The organism is Mesorhizobium sp. M0626 (assembly GCF_040320665.1).
In the GTDB taxonomy this organism is placed as follows: Bacteria; Pseudomonadota; Alphaproteobacteria; order Rhizobiales; family Rhizobiaceae; genus Mesorhizobium.
Map to the genome: position 1 here is coordinate 19,992 of NZ_JAMYQD010000037.1, position 16,519 is coordinate 36,510.

Here is a 16,519-nt window from a genome sequence, read left to right on the forward strand (position 1 = left end):
AGCGAGAGAAATTGGAGGCCTGGCCATGTGCCGGGCCTCCGTGCTTTCACTCTCCCCGCATCGTCGCCTGGAATGTCGGCAGGTGCTTCTGCTGCGCCTCCAGCATGCGCTCGCGGTAGACGCCGTAGATGACGTCGGTGTCGTGCAGCGTCACGCCGGCAATGGTCGGCGAGGCGAAGACCGGCAGTTCGATGCCGCGCTTGGCGAGCTGCTCGGCCGTGCGCGCGATCAGCTCATGCGCCAGGATCATGGCAAGCACCGTCGATGAGCCCGACACCGGCCGGCTCCAGCCCTCGACCGGCACGATGGCGTCCTCGATCGGCGAACAGGTGTCGATGACGAGGTCGGCGGCATCCGCCAGCCGCTTGCCGGACGAGTGCGTCGCCGGTTTGTCCAGATTGTTCTTGCTGGTGACAGCGACGACGAACATGCCGCGCTTCCTGGCGTAGAGCGCGGTGTCGATGCCCGACGAGTTGCGGCCGCTATGGCCGAAGATTATGATGGAATCACCCTTGTTGAGCGGCTGGTGGTCGAGGAATTTCTCGGCGTATTTTTCCGTCCGCTCCAGCCACAACAGCTCGCGCACGCCGCCGGCGCCGAGCACATTGTGCCACATCACGCGCGGGTCGGTCAGCGGGTTGAAACCGACATAGCTGCCATAGCGCGGAAACACTTCCTGCACCGGCAGCACCGAATGGCCGGAGCCATAGAGATGCACCAGCCCGCCGCCCTCGAGGGAGTCGGCAAAGCGGCTGGCGGCCTGGCCAAAGGCCTCTTCATTGGCTTTCGCAGCCTGGTCGATGAGGGCGGCGAGACGGTGGATGTAGAGATCGGACACGTGGGTACTCCTGTTTGCTGTGTCGGTCTGGAATGGATCAGCTTCTCGGGTTCAGCGGCACGCGTCCGGCGCGCAGCGTCGAGCGGATTTCGTAGCGGTCGCCGCGCATGATCGAGACGGTGAATTCGAACGGGCCGCGCTCGTCGGTGGTGATGCGTTCGACGACGAAGGCCGGGCTGCCGACAGCGAGGTCGAGCAGTTCGGCGTCCGCCGCGCCGACCGCGCCGACCCGGTAGTTTTCCCGCGCCGCCACCGGCACGATGCCGTAATGGCGCTCCAGCGCCTCGTAGAGCGAGCCCTGCAGCAGGCCGGCATCGAGGAAGCCCGGCACGCGCACGGCCGACAGCTGCGCCGTCTGAATGCCGATCGGCTCGTTGTTGCCGAGCCGCAGCCTGCGAATGCGCACCACCGGATCGCCTTCCTCGATCTCCAGCGCGCCGGCAGCCGCCGCGTTGGCGGTGGTCAGGCTGCAGTCGAGCAGGCGCGAGCCCGCGACCACGCCCATATTGCCCATCTCCTGGGTGAAGCTGGTCAGCTCGCGCGTGCCGGCGACCAGCGTGGTCGAGCGCACGAACGTGCCGCGGCCATGTTCGCGCCTGAGCAGTCCTGCCTCCTCGAGGTTGCGCAAGGCGTGGCGCAGCGTGATGCGGCTGACGCCGAACAGGGCGCACAGCCTGTCCTCCGCCGGGATCTGGTCGCCCGTTGCCCATTCGCCGCTCTTGACGATGGCGCGGATCGCCTCTTCGACCTGATACCAGAGCGGCTCCGGCCGTCTGCGGTCCGGCTGCTGAAAGCTTGCTTCGCTCATCGCACATGCCTCCACCCTTGCCCAACGGCGCCGGCCAGCGCCGCGCCGACGAGGCCGGCGCGGGGACCGAATTTTCCGGGCTTGACGTCGATGCCGCGCAGATGCGGCGGCAGTTGGCGTCGCAGCGCTGCAAGCAGCGGCGGCCGGATCACATCCAGCGCCTCCGCCAAACCACCCGAAATCAGAACCGCTTGCGGATCGAGCAGCGCGACAGCGCCTGCAAGCGCGGTGCCGAGCTGTCGCGCCGGCAGTTCAAGCAAGGTGAGTGCGGCCAGTTCGCCGGCCTGGGCAGCGGCGATCAGCTGGCGGCCGTCGGCAAGGCCGATCTGTCCGGCAAGGGCATCAAGCGCCCGGCCCGACGCGACGCGCTCCAGCCAGCCGCTGCGCTCTTCACCATGATCCCTCACGTCGGCGCAGGCCCAGCCGAACGAGCAGGCGCCGCCATGCGCGCCGGCAACGATGCGGCCATTGGCCAGCACCGCCGAACCGATGCCGGTGCCGATGGCGAGCAGGATCGCTTCCGACATGTTTTTCGCACTGCCTTCGACAGCCTCCGCCAGCAGCGCAATCTGCGCGTCATTGCCGAGCGCTACGCGCAGTTCGGGAAACAGCGGCTGGATATCGACGCCGTCGAGGAACGGCAAGTTGGGGATCCAGCGGCAGATTGAGCCCTCGACCAGACCCGGCACCGCGATGCCAAGCGCTGAGACCGACCCGGCCTCAGCGCACAGCGCGTCGATGCGCGCAATGAAGGCACCAAGGGTTGCCGGCGCCGGCTCGCTGCCCAGCGCCTCCAACGCACCGACATCGCCCGTAGATACGGCGGCGCGCAGATTGGTGCCGCCGAGATCGATGGCGAGTACCCGCCTCATCGACCGGACCCTTTGCCGAAGGGGAGCGAGAACAGGCCGCTGCCGGCATTCCACGAATGCGACGCCGCCGCGAAGGCCTGCGCATGGCGCGTGCCACGCAGGCAGCCGCGCAGCCGGTAGAGCGAACTGTAATAGTCGACATAGGGGAAGCTGCTCAGGCCGCGCGCCAGCTCATACTCCATGACCGCGTCGCGCCAGGCCTCGAACCCGTCGCTGACATCGACGAGATGCTCGGGCCGGAAGCCGTCATCGTCCTCCCAGTTCTCGCCGAACAGCAGCAGTTGCGGCGTGTGCGCCGGATGGTCGCTGGCAACGGTCGGCAGTCCGGCGAAGAAGATACCGGTCTTCGTCAAATGCGCGGCGGCGCGATGGTCCTTGTGCCAGCTGCCATGCCAATGGGTGATGACGATCTCGGGTTTCAGCTCGCGAATGATGTCGCCCACTTCGAGCGCCGTCTGATCGTCTGTGGGCAGGAAGCCGTCGCGCAGGCCAAAGCTACGCATGGCGACGCCGAGCCGCTCCGCCGCGCTGCCCGCTTCCTCTTCCTTCTGCACGCAATAATGCGCGGGAACCAGGTACGGATGGCCCTGCTCACCCATGGTCAGATGCAGGAAGGTCACCGTGGCGCCGCGCTTGACGGCAGCGGCCGCCAGCGGCCCGGCCATCACCTCGGCATCGAAGGCGTGTGCGCCGACCACCAGGATGGATTTCGCCGCATAAATCCTGTCTTCGATCATTTCATGCCCCCTCCGGTGCCGACGCCTTCGCGAATCTGCCGCGCCAGCAGACAATACATGATCAGGATGGGCGCCATGGATATCGCCAGCGAGGCGAACACCAGGCCCCAGTCGGTGCGGAACTGGCCGACGAAGACGCTGATCGCCAGCGGCACCGTCTTGTAGCGGTCGTCGAAGATGAAGATCAGCGGGAAGAAGAAATCGTTCCACACCGCGATCGCGGTGAAGATTGCCACGATCGACACCGCCGGCTTGACCATCGGCAGGATGATCTGGAACAGGATGCGGACCTCGCCGGCGCCGTCCATGCGCGCCGCCTCGTCCAACTCGGAGGGCAAGACGCGCATGAAATTGGCGAAGATGAAGACGGCGAAGGGAATGCGGATCGCCGAATAGACCAGGATCAGTCCGGTCAGCGAATCCAGCAGGCCGAGATTGCGCATCAGCGTGAACAGTTCGACCGAGGCCAACCGGATGGGCAGCATGATGCCGGACAGGAACAGGCCGAGCATGATGGCATTCCAGCCAAGCTTGTAGCGGCTGAGCGGATAGGCGGCCATCGCCGAGACGACGATGGTGAGGATGACGGCGCCGCCCGTGACGATCAGGCTGTTGATGAAATTCTGGCCGAGATCGGCGCGCGTCCAGGCGTTGATGAAATTGTCGAAGGCAAAGCTTTGCGGCAGGCCGAGCCTGTTGTCGTAGATCTCGGCCGTGGTCTTGAAACAGGAGACGATGAGGATGTAGAGCGGCAACAGCACGGCCGCCGTCCAAACGACCAGCACCGTCCAGCCGGGCAGCCGCGCCAGCTGCCGAGAGATGGCCGGTCTTTGTGAAATCGCCAGCGCGCTCATAGCTGCACCGTGCGGCGGTCGAAGAAGCGCAGCATCATGAGCGTGCCGATGCTGAGGATCAAAAACAGCACGGTGCCGAGCGCCAGCGCCAGACCGATATCGGTGATGCCGACAGCGCCTTCCGCGCCGAAGGCCAGCCGGTAGAAGTAGGTCACCAGCGTGTCGGTCGAATAGCTCGGATTGCCCTGCACGCCCTGCATGACATAGACGATGTCGAACTGGTTGAAGGTGTTGATGAACGACAGCGTCGTCAGCGTGCCCAGCGCCGGCATCAGCAGCGGCAGCGCGATCGAGAACAGCATGCGCGCATTGCCGGCGCCGTCAAGTTTTGCCGCCTCGAAAATCTGGCCGGAAATCTGCCGCAGACCTGCCGTGTAGATCAGCACCGGCAGGCCCATCCAGTTCCAGGCATCGACGGCGATCAGCATGGCGAGCGCGGTGTGGCTGTTGCCGAGCACGGTCAGGCTGCCCTGGTGCAGGCCAAGCCCGTTCAGCGCCCATTCGATGACGCCGCCCGGTGCCAAAAGCAACCGCCACAGCGCGCCGACGATGACCGGGCTCAGCACCGCCGGAAAGAAGAACACCGACTGGAAGAACGCAGCACCCCTGTCGCGCAGGAACAGCAGCCAGGCGAACAAAAGCCCGATTCCGTTCTGGAACAGCATGATGCCGAAGAACCAGGCGGTGTTGTGCCACAGCGCGCCGTAGAGCCGCGCGCCGCTGGGGAAAACGAACAGCCTTGAGAAATTCGACAGGCCGGCGAACTCGACCATGCGCAGCCCCTTCCAGACGAAGAAGCTGCCCCAGAGCGACATCCCCAGGGGATAGAGGACGAACAGCGCATAGACCGCCAGCGCCGGCAGGGTGAACAGCACGGCCATGCGCTGCTGCGTGCGGCGAAGGCTGCTGGTGCGGCGAAGGGTGCTCATGCGCTTTTCTGGTCCGTGAGAGGCCGGCCGCTTTGCGACCGGCCGCGCCTACTGCTTCGGCTTGAACCAGGTGGCGACTGCGGCCTGCATGTCGGCCGCCAGCTTCTCCGGCGCGATGTTGCCTTCGATCATGTCGATGATCTCCGACTGCAGCACCGAAGACGCCGTCGGCGACTGCCAGCGGAAGCCGACCAGCGTCAGATAGGGCGTCGAATTCTTCGCCATCTCCATCATCGAGGCCAGCACTGGATCCTTCACCGTCACATCCGTGCGGGCCGGCGGCCAGCCGAGCTCGTCGGCGAACATCTGCGCGAACTCTGCCGAAGCCATGAAGCCCAGCACCTTGGTCGCGGCTTCCTTGTTCTGGCTCTCGGAGACCAGGCCATAGGAGCCGTCGGAGAAGGCCGAGGTGTAGAGTTTTGCCCCGGCATCGTCGGCGGGGAACGGGAAGATCGAGAATTTCAGCTTCGGGTTCTGCGCCTTGAAGCTGCCGTTCTCGAACGAACCGCCGAGGAACATCGCCGCCTTGCCGCCGATGAACTGCTGCGTGGCGGTGGTGTAGTCGATGCCGGCGAAGCCGTCGGGGAAATACGGCTTCAGCTCGGCGAAGCGCTTCAGCGCCGCGACATAGCGCGGATCCTCGAAGGTCGCCTTGCCGCTCATCATCTCGTCGTAGAATTCAGGACCATAGACGGTCGGGCCGACGACGCCGACGGCGATCTCCAGTTCCCAGGCCGAGCCGTTGGCGCCGCCGGTGGCGATCGGCGTGATGCCGGCCGCCTTCAGCTTCTCGCAGACAGCGGTGAAATCCTTGTAGGTCTTCGGTATCTCGATGCCCTGGGCGGCGAAGATATCCTGGTTGTAGAAGACGCCCATCATCGGCACCGAATAGGGCACGCCATAGAGCTTGCCGTCGCTGCGGCCGCGCGCGCCGCCAAGCGCCGCGTCCTCCATGTTCTTCAGCTCCGGCACGCTGTCGTCCAGCGCGTCGAGATAGCCGGCCTCGACGAAGGGCTGCAATTCGCCATAGGCCTTGAGCTGGGCGATGTCGGGCCCGCGCCCGCCGCGCAGCGCCGTGCTCAGCCGGTTCTGGTAGTCGGCATCGGGCGTGAACTGGATGGCGACCTTGATGCCGGGGTTCTTCGCCTCGAAGGCATCGAAGATGCGGCGCATCGCTGCCTCGTCCTCGGTGCGCCAGCTCCACAGCGTCACCGTGCTGTCGGCGGCTCGCGCCGGCAATGAGGCGAAGACGCCGGCGCAGGCGGCGGCAAGGCCGCCGATCAGGCCAAGTGCTGCGCGCCGGTCAAGTGAAAGCATGCTCATTGCCAGTCTCCCATTGTTCTCTGTCCTTGGCGTCCCGCGGCATTTCCTGCCGTGAGAGAGCCATTGGCTCGGGAAAAGTCATTATAATGACATAGCGGCATTCGCAAGAGGTCTGCTGCGCCTCAGGAATGGCGGCGTTGGCCCCCTCACGACATTGCAGTACCCGCATCCGTTTGTTATCTAACGATAAATATCCACATTCCAGCGCTGCAAAGAAATCTGTGACCGTGCCATGTGAGACTTTTTCGCCAGCAAGCCCTTGCGTCGCCGCGCTAACTTGTCATAACGTCATTGTGAACCGATAGGAGGATGAGGAATGTCGTTTGCCTGGACGTCGAAACTGGCACTGGCCGCAGGCCTCGCCATCCTGCCCACCACCGGCTGGGCGCAATCGGTCAACATCTCCTATCTCACCCACTGGTCGCCGGAGACGGTCGCGCTGCTGGAAGCGGCGGCCAAGGATTATGCCAAGACCAATCCGGATGTCAGCGTCACCGTGCGCGCCGTCCCCTTCGGCGACCTCCTGACCACGCTGCGCTCGCAAGGCGGCGGCGCGGACGGCCCGACGATCGGCGGCATCTACGATCTCTGGTTGCCGGAACTGGCGCGCGACAAGCTGGTCGCGCCCGCCCCCGATGCGGTGGCCAGCGAGGTCAAGGCCGCATGGCCGGCGGGCATCACCAGCGCCGCCTCGGTCGGCGGCACGCTCTACGGCATCCCCAACGAAATCGACGTCTATGCGCTGAACTACAACAAGGCGCTGCTCAAGCAGGCCGGCATCGCGGCGCCACCCAAGACCTGGGACGAGTTCAAGGATGCGGCCAAGAAGCTGACCAACCAGGATGCGGGACAGCAAGGCTTCGGCATGATCAACTCCTGGGCGGCCGGCGTCGTCCACCCCTTCGCCTCGCTGCTGGTCTCCAATGGCGGCGACCTGGTCAAGGACGGCAAGCCGGTGCTCGACAGCCCGCAGGCCGCGGAGACTTTCCAGCTCTATGAAGACCTGATCAAGTCGGGCGCCAGCGTGCCGTCGATGGCGACAGCCGACGCCAACACCACCGGCCCCTTCCTCGACAATTTCGTCTCCGGCAAGACCGGCATGATCATCATGGCCAATTGGTGGGAGAGCGCGCTGAAGGCCGGCATGGGCGACAGATTCGCCGACATTGCAACGGCGCCGATTCCCGTCGGCCCGAGCGGCGACAAGCCGCATTCGATCTCCTACTCCTGGATGACCGTGGTCAACGCCAATGCAGGTGCCGCCGAGCAGAAGGCGGCGTGGGACTTCCTCGCCTGGCTGAACAATCCAAAGTCCGGCAAGAACGGCGCTTCCGCGATGTCGGATATCCTCATGTCGATGGGCATCCTGCCCTCACGCCTCTCCGACATCGAGGCGCACAAGGACAAGCTCGGCTCGGAATTCCTCTCCGGCTATGTCAGCGTGCTCACCGACGCCAAGCCGTTCCCGGTGGTGCCGGGCGGCCAGGAATTCTCGGAATCGCTGCAGCAGACGCTCGAGGCGTTGCAGTATGGCCAGGTCTCGGCCAAGGATGCGCAGGCGACGGCGCAGGCCGACGCCATTTCGATCCTGGAGCGCGCCGCCAAATAATGATTCAGAGGTACCGTGCCTCGGCGGGCATCATGCTGGCGCCCGCCGTGACGCTGATCGGCATCTTCGTCCTGTTGCCAATGCTGCTCACCGTCTGGCTGTCGTTCCAGGACTGGTCGACGCAGACACCGTTTTCCAGCGCCGGCTTCGTCGGCGTCGACAATTTCCGCGAGATTTTTGGGGTCTCCTCGGTCGGCCGCGATTTCAAGGCCGCGCTCGCCAACACAGCCGTCTACACCGCGCTCTCCGTCGTCCTCATCCTGCCTCTGTCGGTGGCCTTCGGCCTGATGGTTTACCAGCGCGACGTCGCCGGCGGCACGGCGCTGCGCACGGTGCTGTTTGCCACCTACATGGTGCCGATGATCGCTGTCGCGCTGGTGTGGTCGAAACTCTATTCGCCGAGCGAAGGCCCTCTCAACCAGATGCTCGGCCTTATCGGCATCGGCCCGCAGCCTTTCCTGTCGTCGCCGCGCTCGGCGCTGATCTCGATCGTCTTCCTCAATGTCTGGCAGCAGGTCGGCTATTTCACCGTGCTGGCGATCGCCGGACTGACGCAAATCCCCGGCAGCCTGTATGAAGCAGCAAAGCTCGACGGCGCCAACCGTTTCGAGCAGTTCCGCTTCATCACCCTGCCGCTGATACGGCGCACGCTTCTGTTCAGCGCCGTCATCGCCATCATTAACGCCGTGCAGGTGTTCGAGCCGGTTGCCCTGATCACGCAGGGCGGGCCGGTCGGCTCGACCAATGTGCTGACCTACCACATCCGCCGCGTCGGCATCGAGCGTGCGCAGGGTGGACTGGGTTCGGCCATGGCGGTGATGCTGATGCTTTCGCTGATTGTCGTCGTCTGCGCGCTGTTTGCCTTCGCCAACCGGAAGAACGACGAATGAGCGCGGGATCGTCGAGCCGGCTGTCGCGCCGGCGCCCGTCGGGCCGCAAGGCGCTGCTGGCGACGCTGATGCTGCTGGTCGCCGTCGCCTCGGCCTTCCCGCTGGTATGGATGGTGCTGTCGAGCCTCAAGACGCCGGCCGAGAGCATGCAGGTGCCGCCGGTGTGGATCCCCCTTACGCCGAGCTTCGACGCCTATGAGAAGGTGTCGGGCGTGGTCAATGTCGGCCGCTCGATGTGGAATTCCCTGGTCATCGCCTCGATCACCACCGCCGGCATTCTGCTGACCAGCATGATGGCCGGCTACGCCTTCGCCAAATACCACTTCCCCGCCAAGTCGCTGCTGTTTTCTGTGCTGATCGCCACCATGTTCCTGCCGCCGATCGTGACGCTGATCCCGCTCTATCGCCTGGTCGGCTCGATCGGCCTCAACGCCAGCCTCGCCAGCATCATCGTGCCCAATCTTGCCAACGCTTTCGGCATCTTCCTGATGCGCCAGTTCATCTCCGGCGTTCCCGACGAGCTCATCGACGCCGCGCGCATGGACGGCGCCTCGGAGTTCTTGATCCTCTACAAGATCGTCGCGCCCAGCATCGCACCCGCAATCGCGGCTCTGGCCCTCTTCGCCTTCGTCTATCACTGGAACAGTTATCTCTGGCCGCTGACCGTGCTGCAGGGCAATGCCGACGCCTATCCGATCGTCATCAGCCTGAGCCGTCTGCTCAGCTACAACAGGGGCGCCGTCAACACCGGCCTGGTGATGGCCGGTGCGACCCTGGCCGTGCTGCCGCCGCTCATCCTGTTCGTCTTCCTGCAGCGCTTCTTCGTCGATTCCATCGTCGGCTCGGCGATCAAGGGATAGCTCGCCTCACCCGAACCTTGCCGCCGTCCAAGCCCCGCCCGCAGCATTCGACTCCACCGCCGCCGCCACAAATTTCACCCCGCGCGCGCCATCGACGACGTCGGGCACCTGTGCCGCGCGCGCCGGATCAACCGACCCGCCCGAACGGTGCGCGTGAATGATGTCGGCGGCGTCGCGGTAGAAATTGGCGAAGGCCTCGATATATCCCTCCGGATGCGCCGCCGGCATGCGCGACACGCGCTGGCTCTCAGTGGTCGAGCCATAGCCGCCGCGCACCAGCGTGCGGGTCTCCTCGCCGTAGATGGAGAAGCGCAGTTCTTCCGGCCGGCTGCCCGACCATTCGAGCCCGGCTTTGTCGCCATAGATGCGCACCGAGAGATCATTGTAGTGGCCGGGCGAGGTCTGGCTGGCGAGGATCGTGCCGCGCGCCCCGCCGGTCCAGCGCACCAGCACATGAGCATTGTCGTCGAGCCGGCGTCCCGGCACGGCAGTGAACAGATCCGCCGACACCGCCTCGGCCTCACAGCCGGAGATATAGCTTGCCAGGTTGAAGGCATGCACGCCGATATCGGCCAGCACCGCCGACTGCCCGGCGCGCGCCGGATCGGTGCGCCACTCCGCCTGCTTCTGGCCCTCGGCGTCGATCGGCTTGGTCAGCCAGTCCTGGATGTAGGCGCCATGCACGGACACCATGCGGCCAAGCGCGCCCGCCGCCACCATCTCGCGCGCCTGGCGGACCATGGCGTAGCCGGTGTTGTTGAGCGTGACGACGAAGCGACGCTTTTTCTCCCGCGCCAGCGCCACCAGTGCCTCTGCATCGGCCAGCGTCGTCGACAGCGGCTTGTCGCAGATCACGTCGATGCCGGCCTCGAGAAAGGCCGTGGCGATCGGCGCGTGCAGATGGTTGGGCGTGACGATGACCACCGCCTCGATGCCGTCCGGCCGCGCCGCTTCGGCTCGTGCCATGGCGCGATAATCGGCATAGCTGCGCTCGGGCGCGATGCCGATCTCGGCGGCCGAGGCGGCGGCGTTCTCCGGGTTCGACGACAGCGCGCCGGCGACCAGCACGATCTGGTCGTCCAGGCGCATGGCCAGCCGATGCACGGCGCCGATAAAGGCATTGCGACCGCCGCCGACCATGCCGACCCTGAGCCGCTTGCCCGCCGATCCGTCCGATGTTGCGTAGACCATTTTCAAGCTCCTCCGGCAGACCGCTTTCGAACATGATTTCCAATTTTCATATTGTAAAACGATCGTATCGCGCTAGCCTGAAATCATGAGTGGGGCAAGCAAGGCATCCGCACGGTCCAGCACCGACGAGGCGGCGACGCGCAAGCGCGGGCGCTCGCTGGCCGCGCTTGGCTACATCCAGCCGCAGACCTATGAGGAGCTACGCGCGGTGCTGTCGTCGGGCACGGTGCATTTCCCCAAGCGGCTGCGCCAGGTGGCAATCTTCCTGTGGCAGCATCCGAGCGACGTCGCGCTCGGCACCATCGCGCAGGTTGCGGCACAGGCCGGCGTGCAGCCCTCGACGCTGGTGCGCTTTGCCCAGATCTTCGGCTATTCCGGCTTTTCCGATTTCCAGGGCCTGTTCAAGGAGCACATCAAGGGCTCATGGCCGGAAGGCCGTGGCGAGCCGCGCACCGAGACCGAGCCCAATCTGCATTTCCTGCACGGCATGGTCGGCGCGTCGCAGGCCTCGCTTGGCCGCATCGAGGCGGGCTTCGATGTCGCGAGTTTCGACAAGATGGTGGCGCTGCTGGCGGCCGCCGAGCTGATCTATGTCATCGGCTCCAAGCGCGCCTTTCCCGTCACCGCCTATCTCTCCCTGACACTGTCGCAGCAGGGCGTGCGCAATGTGCTGGTCGACAATGTCGGCTCCTCCGCACTCGACCAGATCGGCTGCATCGGCGGCCGGGATGCCGTGCTCGCTGTCTCCTTCAGCCCCTACAATTCGATCACGCCCGATCTCGTCGCGGTGGCGCATGAGCGCAAGGCGCGTATCGTCACCGTCACCGACAGCACCTTCAGCCCGCTGATCCCGCTCTCGGACAGCTGGCTGGAAGTGGTGGAATCCGACTTTGCCGGCTTCCGCTCACTGGCGGCCTCGCTCGCCGTTGGGATGGCGCTGGTCCATGGCGTGGCGGCGCGGCGCGGCGAATGAGGCGTCACTGGTCCAATTGACTATCGGGAATTGCCGTTCCATATTTCTCAAAATAGAAACTTTATTCCCGGGAGGAGGAATGGAGATCCGGCTTGACGGCAAGGTGGCTCTGGTCACCGGGTCGACGCAAGGCATTGGCCGCGCCATTGCCGAGACGCTGGCGCGTTCCGGTGCCGCCGGGCTGCTGGTCACCGGGCGCGAGAGGGCGCGTGGCGAGGCCGTGGCGGCCGAGCTTTCGCAATTGGGCACGCCGACCATCTTCGTCGCCGCCGACCTTGCCGATCCTGACGCCCCCACCCTTCTGGCGCAGGCCTGCATCGAGCGCTTCGGCCGCATCGATGCGCTGGTCAACGCCGCCGGCCTGACCGATCGCGCCTCTTTCCTCGACGCCAGCCTCGACGACTGGGCGTCACTGTTTGCCGTCAATGCGCGCGCGCCGTTCTTCCTGATGCGGGCGGCGATTGCCGACATGAAGCAGCGCGGCCAAGGTGGCGCCATTCTCAACATTCTGTCGATCAACGCCCATTGCGGCTCGCCGGAGCTTGCCGTCTATTCCGCCACCAAGGGCGCGCTGGCGACGCTGACCAAGAACGCCGCCAACGCCCACCGTTTCGACCGCATCCGCGTCAACGGCATCAATGTCGGTTGGACGGACACGCCGGCCGAACGCATCATGCAGGCGGAGACTTTGGGCAACGGCCCTGGCTGGCTCGAGAAGGCCAACGCCGCGCAGCCTTTCGGCCGGTTGCTGACGCCGGACGACATCGCCAGCCTCGCCGTCTTCCTGCTGTCCGACGCCGCCGGCCCGATGACCGGCGCGGTCATCGACCAGGAGCAGGCGGTGATCGGGGCGAACCGGTGAGCGCTTCCACCGAAACGCTTGGGCCGGCGCTGCTCGACCGCTTGCCGGCATCGGTGCAGACACCGTCCTATGACCGTACGCTCCTGGCGCCCGGCATGGCGCATCTCGGCGTCGGCGCCTTCCACCGCTGCCACCAGGCCGAATACACCGACGATCTCATCTCGCTGCGCTTCGACCGCTGGGGCATCGTCGGCATCAACATCCGTCCGCCCAGCCTTGCCGACACGCTGGGACGGCAGGGCGGGCTGTACACAAGGCTGATCCGCGAGAACAGCCATATCGAGGCACGTGTCATCGGCAGCATCGTCCGGGTGGTCGACAGCCAGGAGAGTGCGGCACCGGCGCTAGGCGTGCTGGTCTCGCCCGATATCGAGTTGGTGACGATGACGGTGACCGAAAAAGGCTATTGCCACGTCCCGTCCAGCGGCGAACTCGACCTCGGCCATCCCGACATCGCACACGACCTCGCCAACCCCGAGACGCCGCGCAGCGTGCCCGGCCTGCTGGTGCGGGCGCTGGAGCAGCGCAGGGCCACACATGGGCGGCCGCTGACACTGCTGTCCTGCGACAACATTCCGGCCAATGGCGTTATCCTGGCCAATGTCGTGCAGACCTTCGCCTGGCAGCGCGGCAATGGCTTGGCCGCGTGGATCGCAGCCAATGCCGCCTTCCCTTCGTCAATGGTCGACCGCATCGCGCCGGCGGTGACGCAGGATGACCTCGATAGTGTCGAACAATGGTTCGGCTACCACGATGCCGCCGTCGCTGTCGGTGAGCCGTTCCGGCAGTGGGTGATCGAGGAAAAATTCGCCGGCCGCATGCCGCGCTGGGATCTGGTCGGAGCCACTTTCGTCGACGATGTCACGCCGTTCGAGCATCTCAAGATGCGGGTGCTGAACGGCGCCCAGACGACGCTCGCCACGCTCGGCGTGCTGGCCGGGCTCGAGCACACGTCGGATGCCATGGCCGACCCGCTGCTGTCGGACTTCATCAGGCGCATGCTGGTCGAGGAGACTGTGCCGACGCTGATGCCGGTGCCCGGCATCCTGCCGCTTGCCTATGTCGAGCAGAGCCTTGCCCGGCTGAAGAACACCGCGATCCGCCACCGCAACCACCAGGTCGCCACCGACGGTTCACAGAAGATCGTCCAGCGCCTGCTCAACCCGATCCGCGACCGGCTGAGCCAGGGCCAAAGCATCGGGCTGCTGTCGGTGCCGGTCGCCGGCTGGATGGCCTATCTGATCCAGGCCTCGGGACGTTTCGGCAGACGCTGGCCGGTGTCGGACCCCTATGCCGGCAAGGTCGCCGCAATCGCCGACGCGACCGGTCACGATGCCAGCGCGCTGGTGTCCGCCATCCTTGCCATCGACGGGATATTCGACCCCGGCCTTGCCGCTGACGGGACGTTCCGCGCGGCCGTCACATCGGCGCTGGGCGACCTGCTGTCGGACGATCCGATGGCGGCTGTCCGGCACAGTCTCGAACAAGATGAGGTCGCGAGGTTGAAGCGATCCAAACAATCGGCATTATAGTCGTCGGGTCTAGGGAGGCAGAATGAAACTAGGAGTGCTTACAGCACCGTTTGCGGAGACGCCGCTTGGCGAGGTCGCCGGCTGGGCGCACTCGGCCGGCTTCGAGGCGCTGGAAATCGCCTGCTGGCCGAAGACCTCCGGCGCGACGCGGCGCTATGCCGGCACCAGCCATATCGACGCCGCCTCCACCTCGCCCGGGCAGGCCAAGGAGATCGTCGCTTCGCTGACGGAGAAGAAGCTGACGGTCTCCGGCCTCGGCTACTATCCCAACCCACTGCATCCGGACCCTGCCCATCGCGAGGCCGTCATCGGCCATCTGAAGAAGGTCATCGTGCTGGCCGCCAATATGGGCGTGCCGGTGGTCAACACCTTCTGCGGTGGCGATGCCTCGAAGACCGTCGACGTCAACTGGCAGGACGCGCTGAAAGTCTGGCCCGAGACCGTCGCCTATGCGCGCGATCACGGGGTAAAACTCACCTTCGAGAACTGCCCGATGATCTTCAGTTATGACGAGTGGCCGGGCGGGCACAACATCGCCTATTCGCCCTACATCTGGCGGCGCATCCTCGAGGCCTGGGGCGGCGAGGTCGGCATGAATTTCGACCCCTCGCATCTGGTCTGGCAAATGATCGACCAGGGCCGTTTCATCCGGGAGTTCGGCCCCTACATGCTGCATGTCCACGCCAAGGATTTGATGATCGATCATGATGGTTTGTATGAGCGCGGAATCCTTTCCGCCGGGATAGGCTGGCAGGTGCCGCGCATGCCGGGATTGGGCGATGTCGACTGGAGCGGCTTCTTCTCCGGCCTCTACCGCGCCGGCTATGACGGCTCGGTCATCATCGAACATGAGGACAGGCGGTTCGAAGGCAACGACGATGCGGTGAAGCGGGGCTTCCTGCTCGCCCGCGACGTGCTGCGTCCCTTCGTCAAATGACGAGGTAATGACTTGGTCCGATCCTGCCGAAGGGTCTGGCCCTGAGACGAAAAACAACAATGTGGAGGAGTACTGACATGAAGAAAATACTGACCATGGTCCCGTTGCTTGCGGGCGCTGCCTTGCTGGCATCGATGGGCGTGTCGTCGGCCGAAGCCAAATATACGATCGGCATTTCCAACACCGTGCAGGGCAATGGCTGGCGCGAGGAAATGGTCTGCGCCATGAAGGCGCAGGCGCTGGCTTCGGGCGAAGTGACGAAGCTCAACATCGCCCACCGCAACACCGATGCCGCCGGCCAGCTCGAAGACATCCGCAATCTGATCAGCGCCAAGGTCGACGCCATCGTCGTCAACCCCGCTGATCCCGCCGGCATCAAGGCGGGCCTGGAAGAAGCCACCAAGGCCGGCATCGTCGTCGTTGCCGTCGACCAGGCGGTGACCGAACCGTCGGCCTACATCATCTCCAACAACCAGGAACAGTATGCCTATCTCGGCGCCAAATGGCTGTTCCAGCAGATGGGCGGCAAGGGCGAAGTGTTCTACATGCGCGGCGCCGCCGGCGCCTCGGCCGACAGCGATCGCGACAAAGGCTTCAAGAAGGCGCTGGCCGAAAACCCCGGCGTGAAGGTGGCGCAGGAAGTCTTCACCGGCTGGCAGCAGGATCAGGCCAAGCAGCAGATGCTGTCGTTCCTGGCCACCGGCACGCCGTTCAACGGCGTGTGGACGTCGGGCATCGACAACGTCATCGTCGACGCGCTGGTCGAATCGCAGGCGCCGCTGGTGCCGGTGGTCGGCGCCGACAATGCCGGCTTCGTCGGCCAGCTGAGCTCGGTGAAAGGTCTCGTCGGTGCAGCCGTCACCAACCCCGGCTCGATCGGCGGCGCGGGCGTGACGCTGGCGCTGCAGATCCTCGACGGCAAGAAGCCGGCGCAGCAGACCGTGCTGGTCGACCCGCAGCTTTGGGACAACGCCACCGACGAAGGCAAGGCCAAGCTGAAGGCAGCCGCCGATCCGTCGCTCAGCCCGGAATGGCCGGTCTCGATCTCGATCCCGGAGTGGACGACCTACACGAAGGACCAGATCGTGGCCTGCAAGGGGCCGGGGGAGTAAGCCTGGTTTGAATGAACTGGCGAGGACGACGAACGACCGTCCTCGTCACACAGACTAGCGCTCTACGGCGCCCCCTCTGTCCTGCCGGACATCTCCCCCACAGGTGGGGAGATTGGCTGTCATCTCGGCTTTCGCTAATTTTCTACGTCGCAAGACGAGGGGCGGCGCCGGAACTGCCAATCTCCCCACCTG

16 protein-coding genes are annotated in these 16,519 nt (G+C 65.2%); 8 read left to right on the forward strand and 8 right to left on the reverse strand.

Going from position 1 to position 16,519, the window contains the following annotated elements; translation table 11 throughout:
- Nucleotides 1-46 precede the first annotated feature (46 nt).
- From NKI37_RS30820 to NKI37_RS30850, 7 genes are read right to left on the reverse strand one after another with little or no spacing between them, the layout of a single operon-like run.
- Nucleotides 47-838 carry a sugar isomerase domain-containing protein gene (locus tag NKI37_RS30820; protein ID WP_023691906.1) on the reverse strand — a complete coding sequence of 264 codons (792 nt, stop codon included), beginning with the start codon at nt 836-838 and terminating at the stop codon, nt 47-49.
- Nucleotides 839-875: 37 nt separating this feature from the next.
- Nucleotides 876-1,646, reverse strand: coding sequence for a GntR family transcriptional regulator (locus NKI37_RS30825; protein ID WP_023683130.1), 771 nt, complete (start codon nt 1,644-1,646; stop codon nt 876-878).
- A complete protein-coding gene (locus NKI37_RS30830; protein WP_023698617.1) occupies nt 1,643-2,518 on the reverse strand; it encodes an ROK family protein in 876 nt (291 codons plus the stop codon). The genes NKI37_RS30825 and NKI37_RS30830 overlap by 4 nt, the downstream gene beginning before the upstream one ends.
- Nucleotides 2,515-3,255 carry a PIG-L deacetylase family protein gene (locus NKI37_RS30835; RefSeq protein ID WP_023698618.1) on the reverse strand — a complete coding sequence of 247 codons (741 nt, stop codon included), beginning with the start codon at nt 3,253-3,255 and terminating at the stop codon, nt 2,515-2,517. Before NKI37_RS30835 ends, NKI37_RS30830 begins: the two co-directional genes overlap by 4 nt.
- Nucleotides 3,252-4,109: a carbohydrate ABC transporter permease gene (locus tag NKI37_RS30840; RefSeq protein ID WP_023698619.1), complete on the reverse strand. Its 858-nt coding sequence runs from the start codon at nt 4,107-4,109 to the stop codon at nt 3,252-3,254. Before NKI37_RS30840 ends, NKI37_RS30835 begins: the two co-directional genes overlap by 4 nt.
- Nucleotides 4,106-5,038, reverse strand: coding sequence for a carbohydrate ABC transporter permease (locus NKI37_RS30845; RefSeq protein ID WP_352788457.1), 933 nt, complete (start codon nt 5,036-5,038; stop codon nt 4,106-4,108). The genes NKI37_RS30840 and NKI37_RS30845 overlap by 4 nt, the downstream gene beginning before the upstream one ends.
- Before the next feature lie 48 nt (nt 5,039-5,086).
- Nucleotides 5,087-6,361: an extracellular solute-binding protein gene (locus NKI37_RS30850; RefSeq protein ID WP_023698621.1), complete on the reverse strand. Its 1,275-nt coding sequence runs from the start codon at nt 6,359-6,361 to the stop codon at nt 5,087-5,089.
- Nucleotides 6,362-6,677: 316 nt separating this feature from the next.
- Between NKI37_RS30850 and NKI37_RS30855 the strand changes: the two genes are divergently transcribed.
- The 3 genes from NKI37_RS30855 to NKI37_RS30865 are packed head-to-tail and all read left to right on the forward strand — an operon-like array spanning nt 6,678 to nt 9,720.
- Nucleotides 6,678-7,970: an ABC transporter substrate-binding protein gene (locus NKI37_RS30855; RefSeq protein ID WP_023698622.1), complete on the forward strand. Its 1,293-nt coding sequence runs from the start codon at nt 6,678-6,680 to the stop codon at nt 7,968-7,970.
- The gene (locus tag NKI37_RS30860) at nt 7,970-8,860 is read left to right on the forward strand and encodes a carbohydrate ABC transporter permease (protein ID WP_023698623.1); all 891 of its coding nucleotides are present in this window, start codon (nt 7,970-7,972) and stop codon (nt 8,858-8,860) included. The genes NKI37_RS30855 and NKI37_RS30860 overlap by 1 nt, the downstream gene beginning before the upstream one ends.
- Complete coding sequence (locus NKI37_RS30865) at nt 8,857-9,720, forward strand: carbohydrate ABC transporter permease (RefSeq protein ID WP_352788456.1); 864 nt, start codon at nt 8,857-8,859, stop codon at nt 9,718-9,720. Before NKI37_RS30860 ends, NKI37_RS30865 begins: the two co-directional genes overlap by 4 nt.
- A gap of 6 nt (nt 9,721-9,726) precedes the next feature.
- Here NKI37_RS30865 and NKI37_RS30870 read toward each other — a convergent pair whose 3' ends face one another.
- Nucleotides 9,727-10,911 (reverse strand): Gfo/Idh/MocA family protein, encoded by a 1,185-nt coding sequence (locus NKI37_RS30870; RefSeq protein ID WP_352788454.1) that lies wholly within the window; start codon nt 10,909-10,911, stop codon nt 9,727-9,729.
- A gap of 85 nt (nt 10,912-10,996) precedes the next feature.
- Here NKI37_RS30870 and NKI37_RS30875 point away from each other — a divergent pair, with 85 nt between their 5' ends.
- The 5 genes from NKI37_RS30875 (at nt 10,997) to NKI37_RS30895 (ending at nt 16,327) form a co-directional block, all read left to right on the forward strand.
- On the forward strand, nt 10,997-11,884 hold the full coding sequence (locus NKI37_RS30875) for a MurR/RpiR family transcriptional regulator (protein ID WP_352788451.1): 888 nt from the start codon (nt 10,997-10,999) through the stop codon (nt 11,882-11,884).
- A 79-nt stretch (nt 11,885-11,963) separates the two neighbouring features.
- Nucleotides 11,964-12,746 carry an SDR family oxidoreductase gene (locus NKI37_RS30880; protein WP_352788448.1) on the forward strand — a complete coding sequence of 261 codons (783 nt, stop codon included), beginning with the start codon at nt 11,964-11,966 and terminating at the stop codon, nt 12,744-12,746.
- Nucleotides 12,743-14,278 carry a mannitol dehydrogenase family protein gene (locus NKI37_RS30885; RefSeq protein ID WP_023828347.1) on the forward strand — a complete coding sequence of 512 codons (1,536 nt, stop codon included), beginning with the start codon at nt 12,743-12,745 and terminating at the stop codon, nt 14,276-14,278. The genes NKI37_RS30880 and NKI37_RS30885 overlap by 4 nt, the downstream gene beginning before the upstream one ends.
- 22 nt (nt 14,279-14,300) lie before the next feature.
- Complete coding sequence (locus NKI37_RS30890; protein ID WP_286488063.1) at nt 14,301-15,215, forward strand: sugar phosphate isomerase/epimerase family protein; 915 nt, start codon at nt 14,301-14,303, stop codon at nt 15,213-15,215.
- 77 nt (nt 15,216-15,292) lie between these two features.
- A complete protein-coding gene (locus tag NKI37_RS30895) occupies nt 15,293-16,327 on the forward strand; it encodes an ABC transporter substrate-binding protein (RefSeq protein ID WP_023683115.1) in 1,035 nt (344 codons plus the stop codon).
- Nucleotides 16,328-16,519 lie beyond the last annotated feature (192 nt).

Excerpts from the sequence above, each read along its gene's own strand:
- NKI37_RS30825 (WP_023683130.1), bottom strand. The coding sequence starts at position 1,646 with ATGAGCGAAGCAAGCTTTCAGCAGCCGGACCGCAGACGGCCGGAGCCG.
- NKI37_RS30830 (WP_023698617.1), bottom strand. The coding sequence starts at position 2,518 with ATGAGGCGGGTACTCGCCATCGATCTCGGCGGCACCAATCTGCGCGCC.
- NKI37_RS30835 (WP_023698618.1), bottom strand. The coding sequence starts at position 3,255 with ATGATCGAAGACAGGATTTATGCGGCGAAATCCATCCTGGTGGTCGGC.
- NKI37_RS30840 (WP_023698619.1), bottom strand. The coding sequence starts at position 4,109 with ATGAGCGCGCTGGCGATTTCACAAAGACCGGCCATCTCTCGGCAGCTG.
- NKI37_RS30845 (WP_352788457.1), bottom strand. The coding sequence starts at position 5,038 with ATGAGCACCCTTCGCCGCACCAGCAGCCTTCGCCGCACGCAGCAGCGC.
- NKI37_RS30850 (WP_023698621.1), bottom strand. The coding sequence starts at position 6,361 with ATGAGCATGCTTTCACTTGACCGGCGCGCAGCACTTGGCCTGATCGGC.
- NKI37_RS30855 (WP_023698622.1), top strand. The coding sequence starts at position 6,678 with ATGTCGTTTGCCTGGACGTCGAAACTGGCACTGGCCGCAGGCCTCGCC.
- NKI37_RS30860 (WP_023698623.1), top strand. The coding sequence starts at position 7,970 with ATGATTCAGAGGTACCGTGCCTCGGCGGGCATCATGCTGGCGCCCGCC.
- NKI37_RS30865 (WP_352788456.1), top strand. The coding sequence starts at position 8,857 with ATGAGCGCGGGATCGTCGAGCCGGCTGTCGCGCCGGCGCCCGTCGGGC.
- NKI37_RS30870 (WP_352788454.1), bottom strand. The coding sequence starts at position 10,911 with ATGGTCTACGCAACATCGGACGGATCGGCGGGCAAGCGGCTCAGGGTC.
- NKI37_RS30875 (WP_352788451.1), top strand. The coding sequence starts at position 10,997 with ATGAGTGGGGCAAGCAAGGCATCCGCACGGTCCAGCACCGACGAGGCG.
- NKI37_RS30880 (WP_352788448.1), top strand. The coding sequence starts at position 11,964 with ATGGAGATCCGGCTTGACGGCAAGGTGGCTCTGGTCACCGGGTCGACG.
- NKI37_RS30890 (WP_286488063.1), top strand. The coding sequence starts at position 14,301 with ATGAAACTAGGAGTGCTTACAGCACCGTTTGCGGAGACGCCGCTTGGC.
- NKI37_RS30895 (WP_023683115.1), top strand. The coding sequence starts at position 15,293 with ATGAAGAAAATACTGACCATGGTCCCGTTGCTTGCGGGCGCTGCCTTG.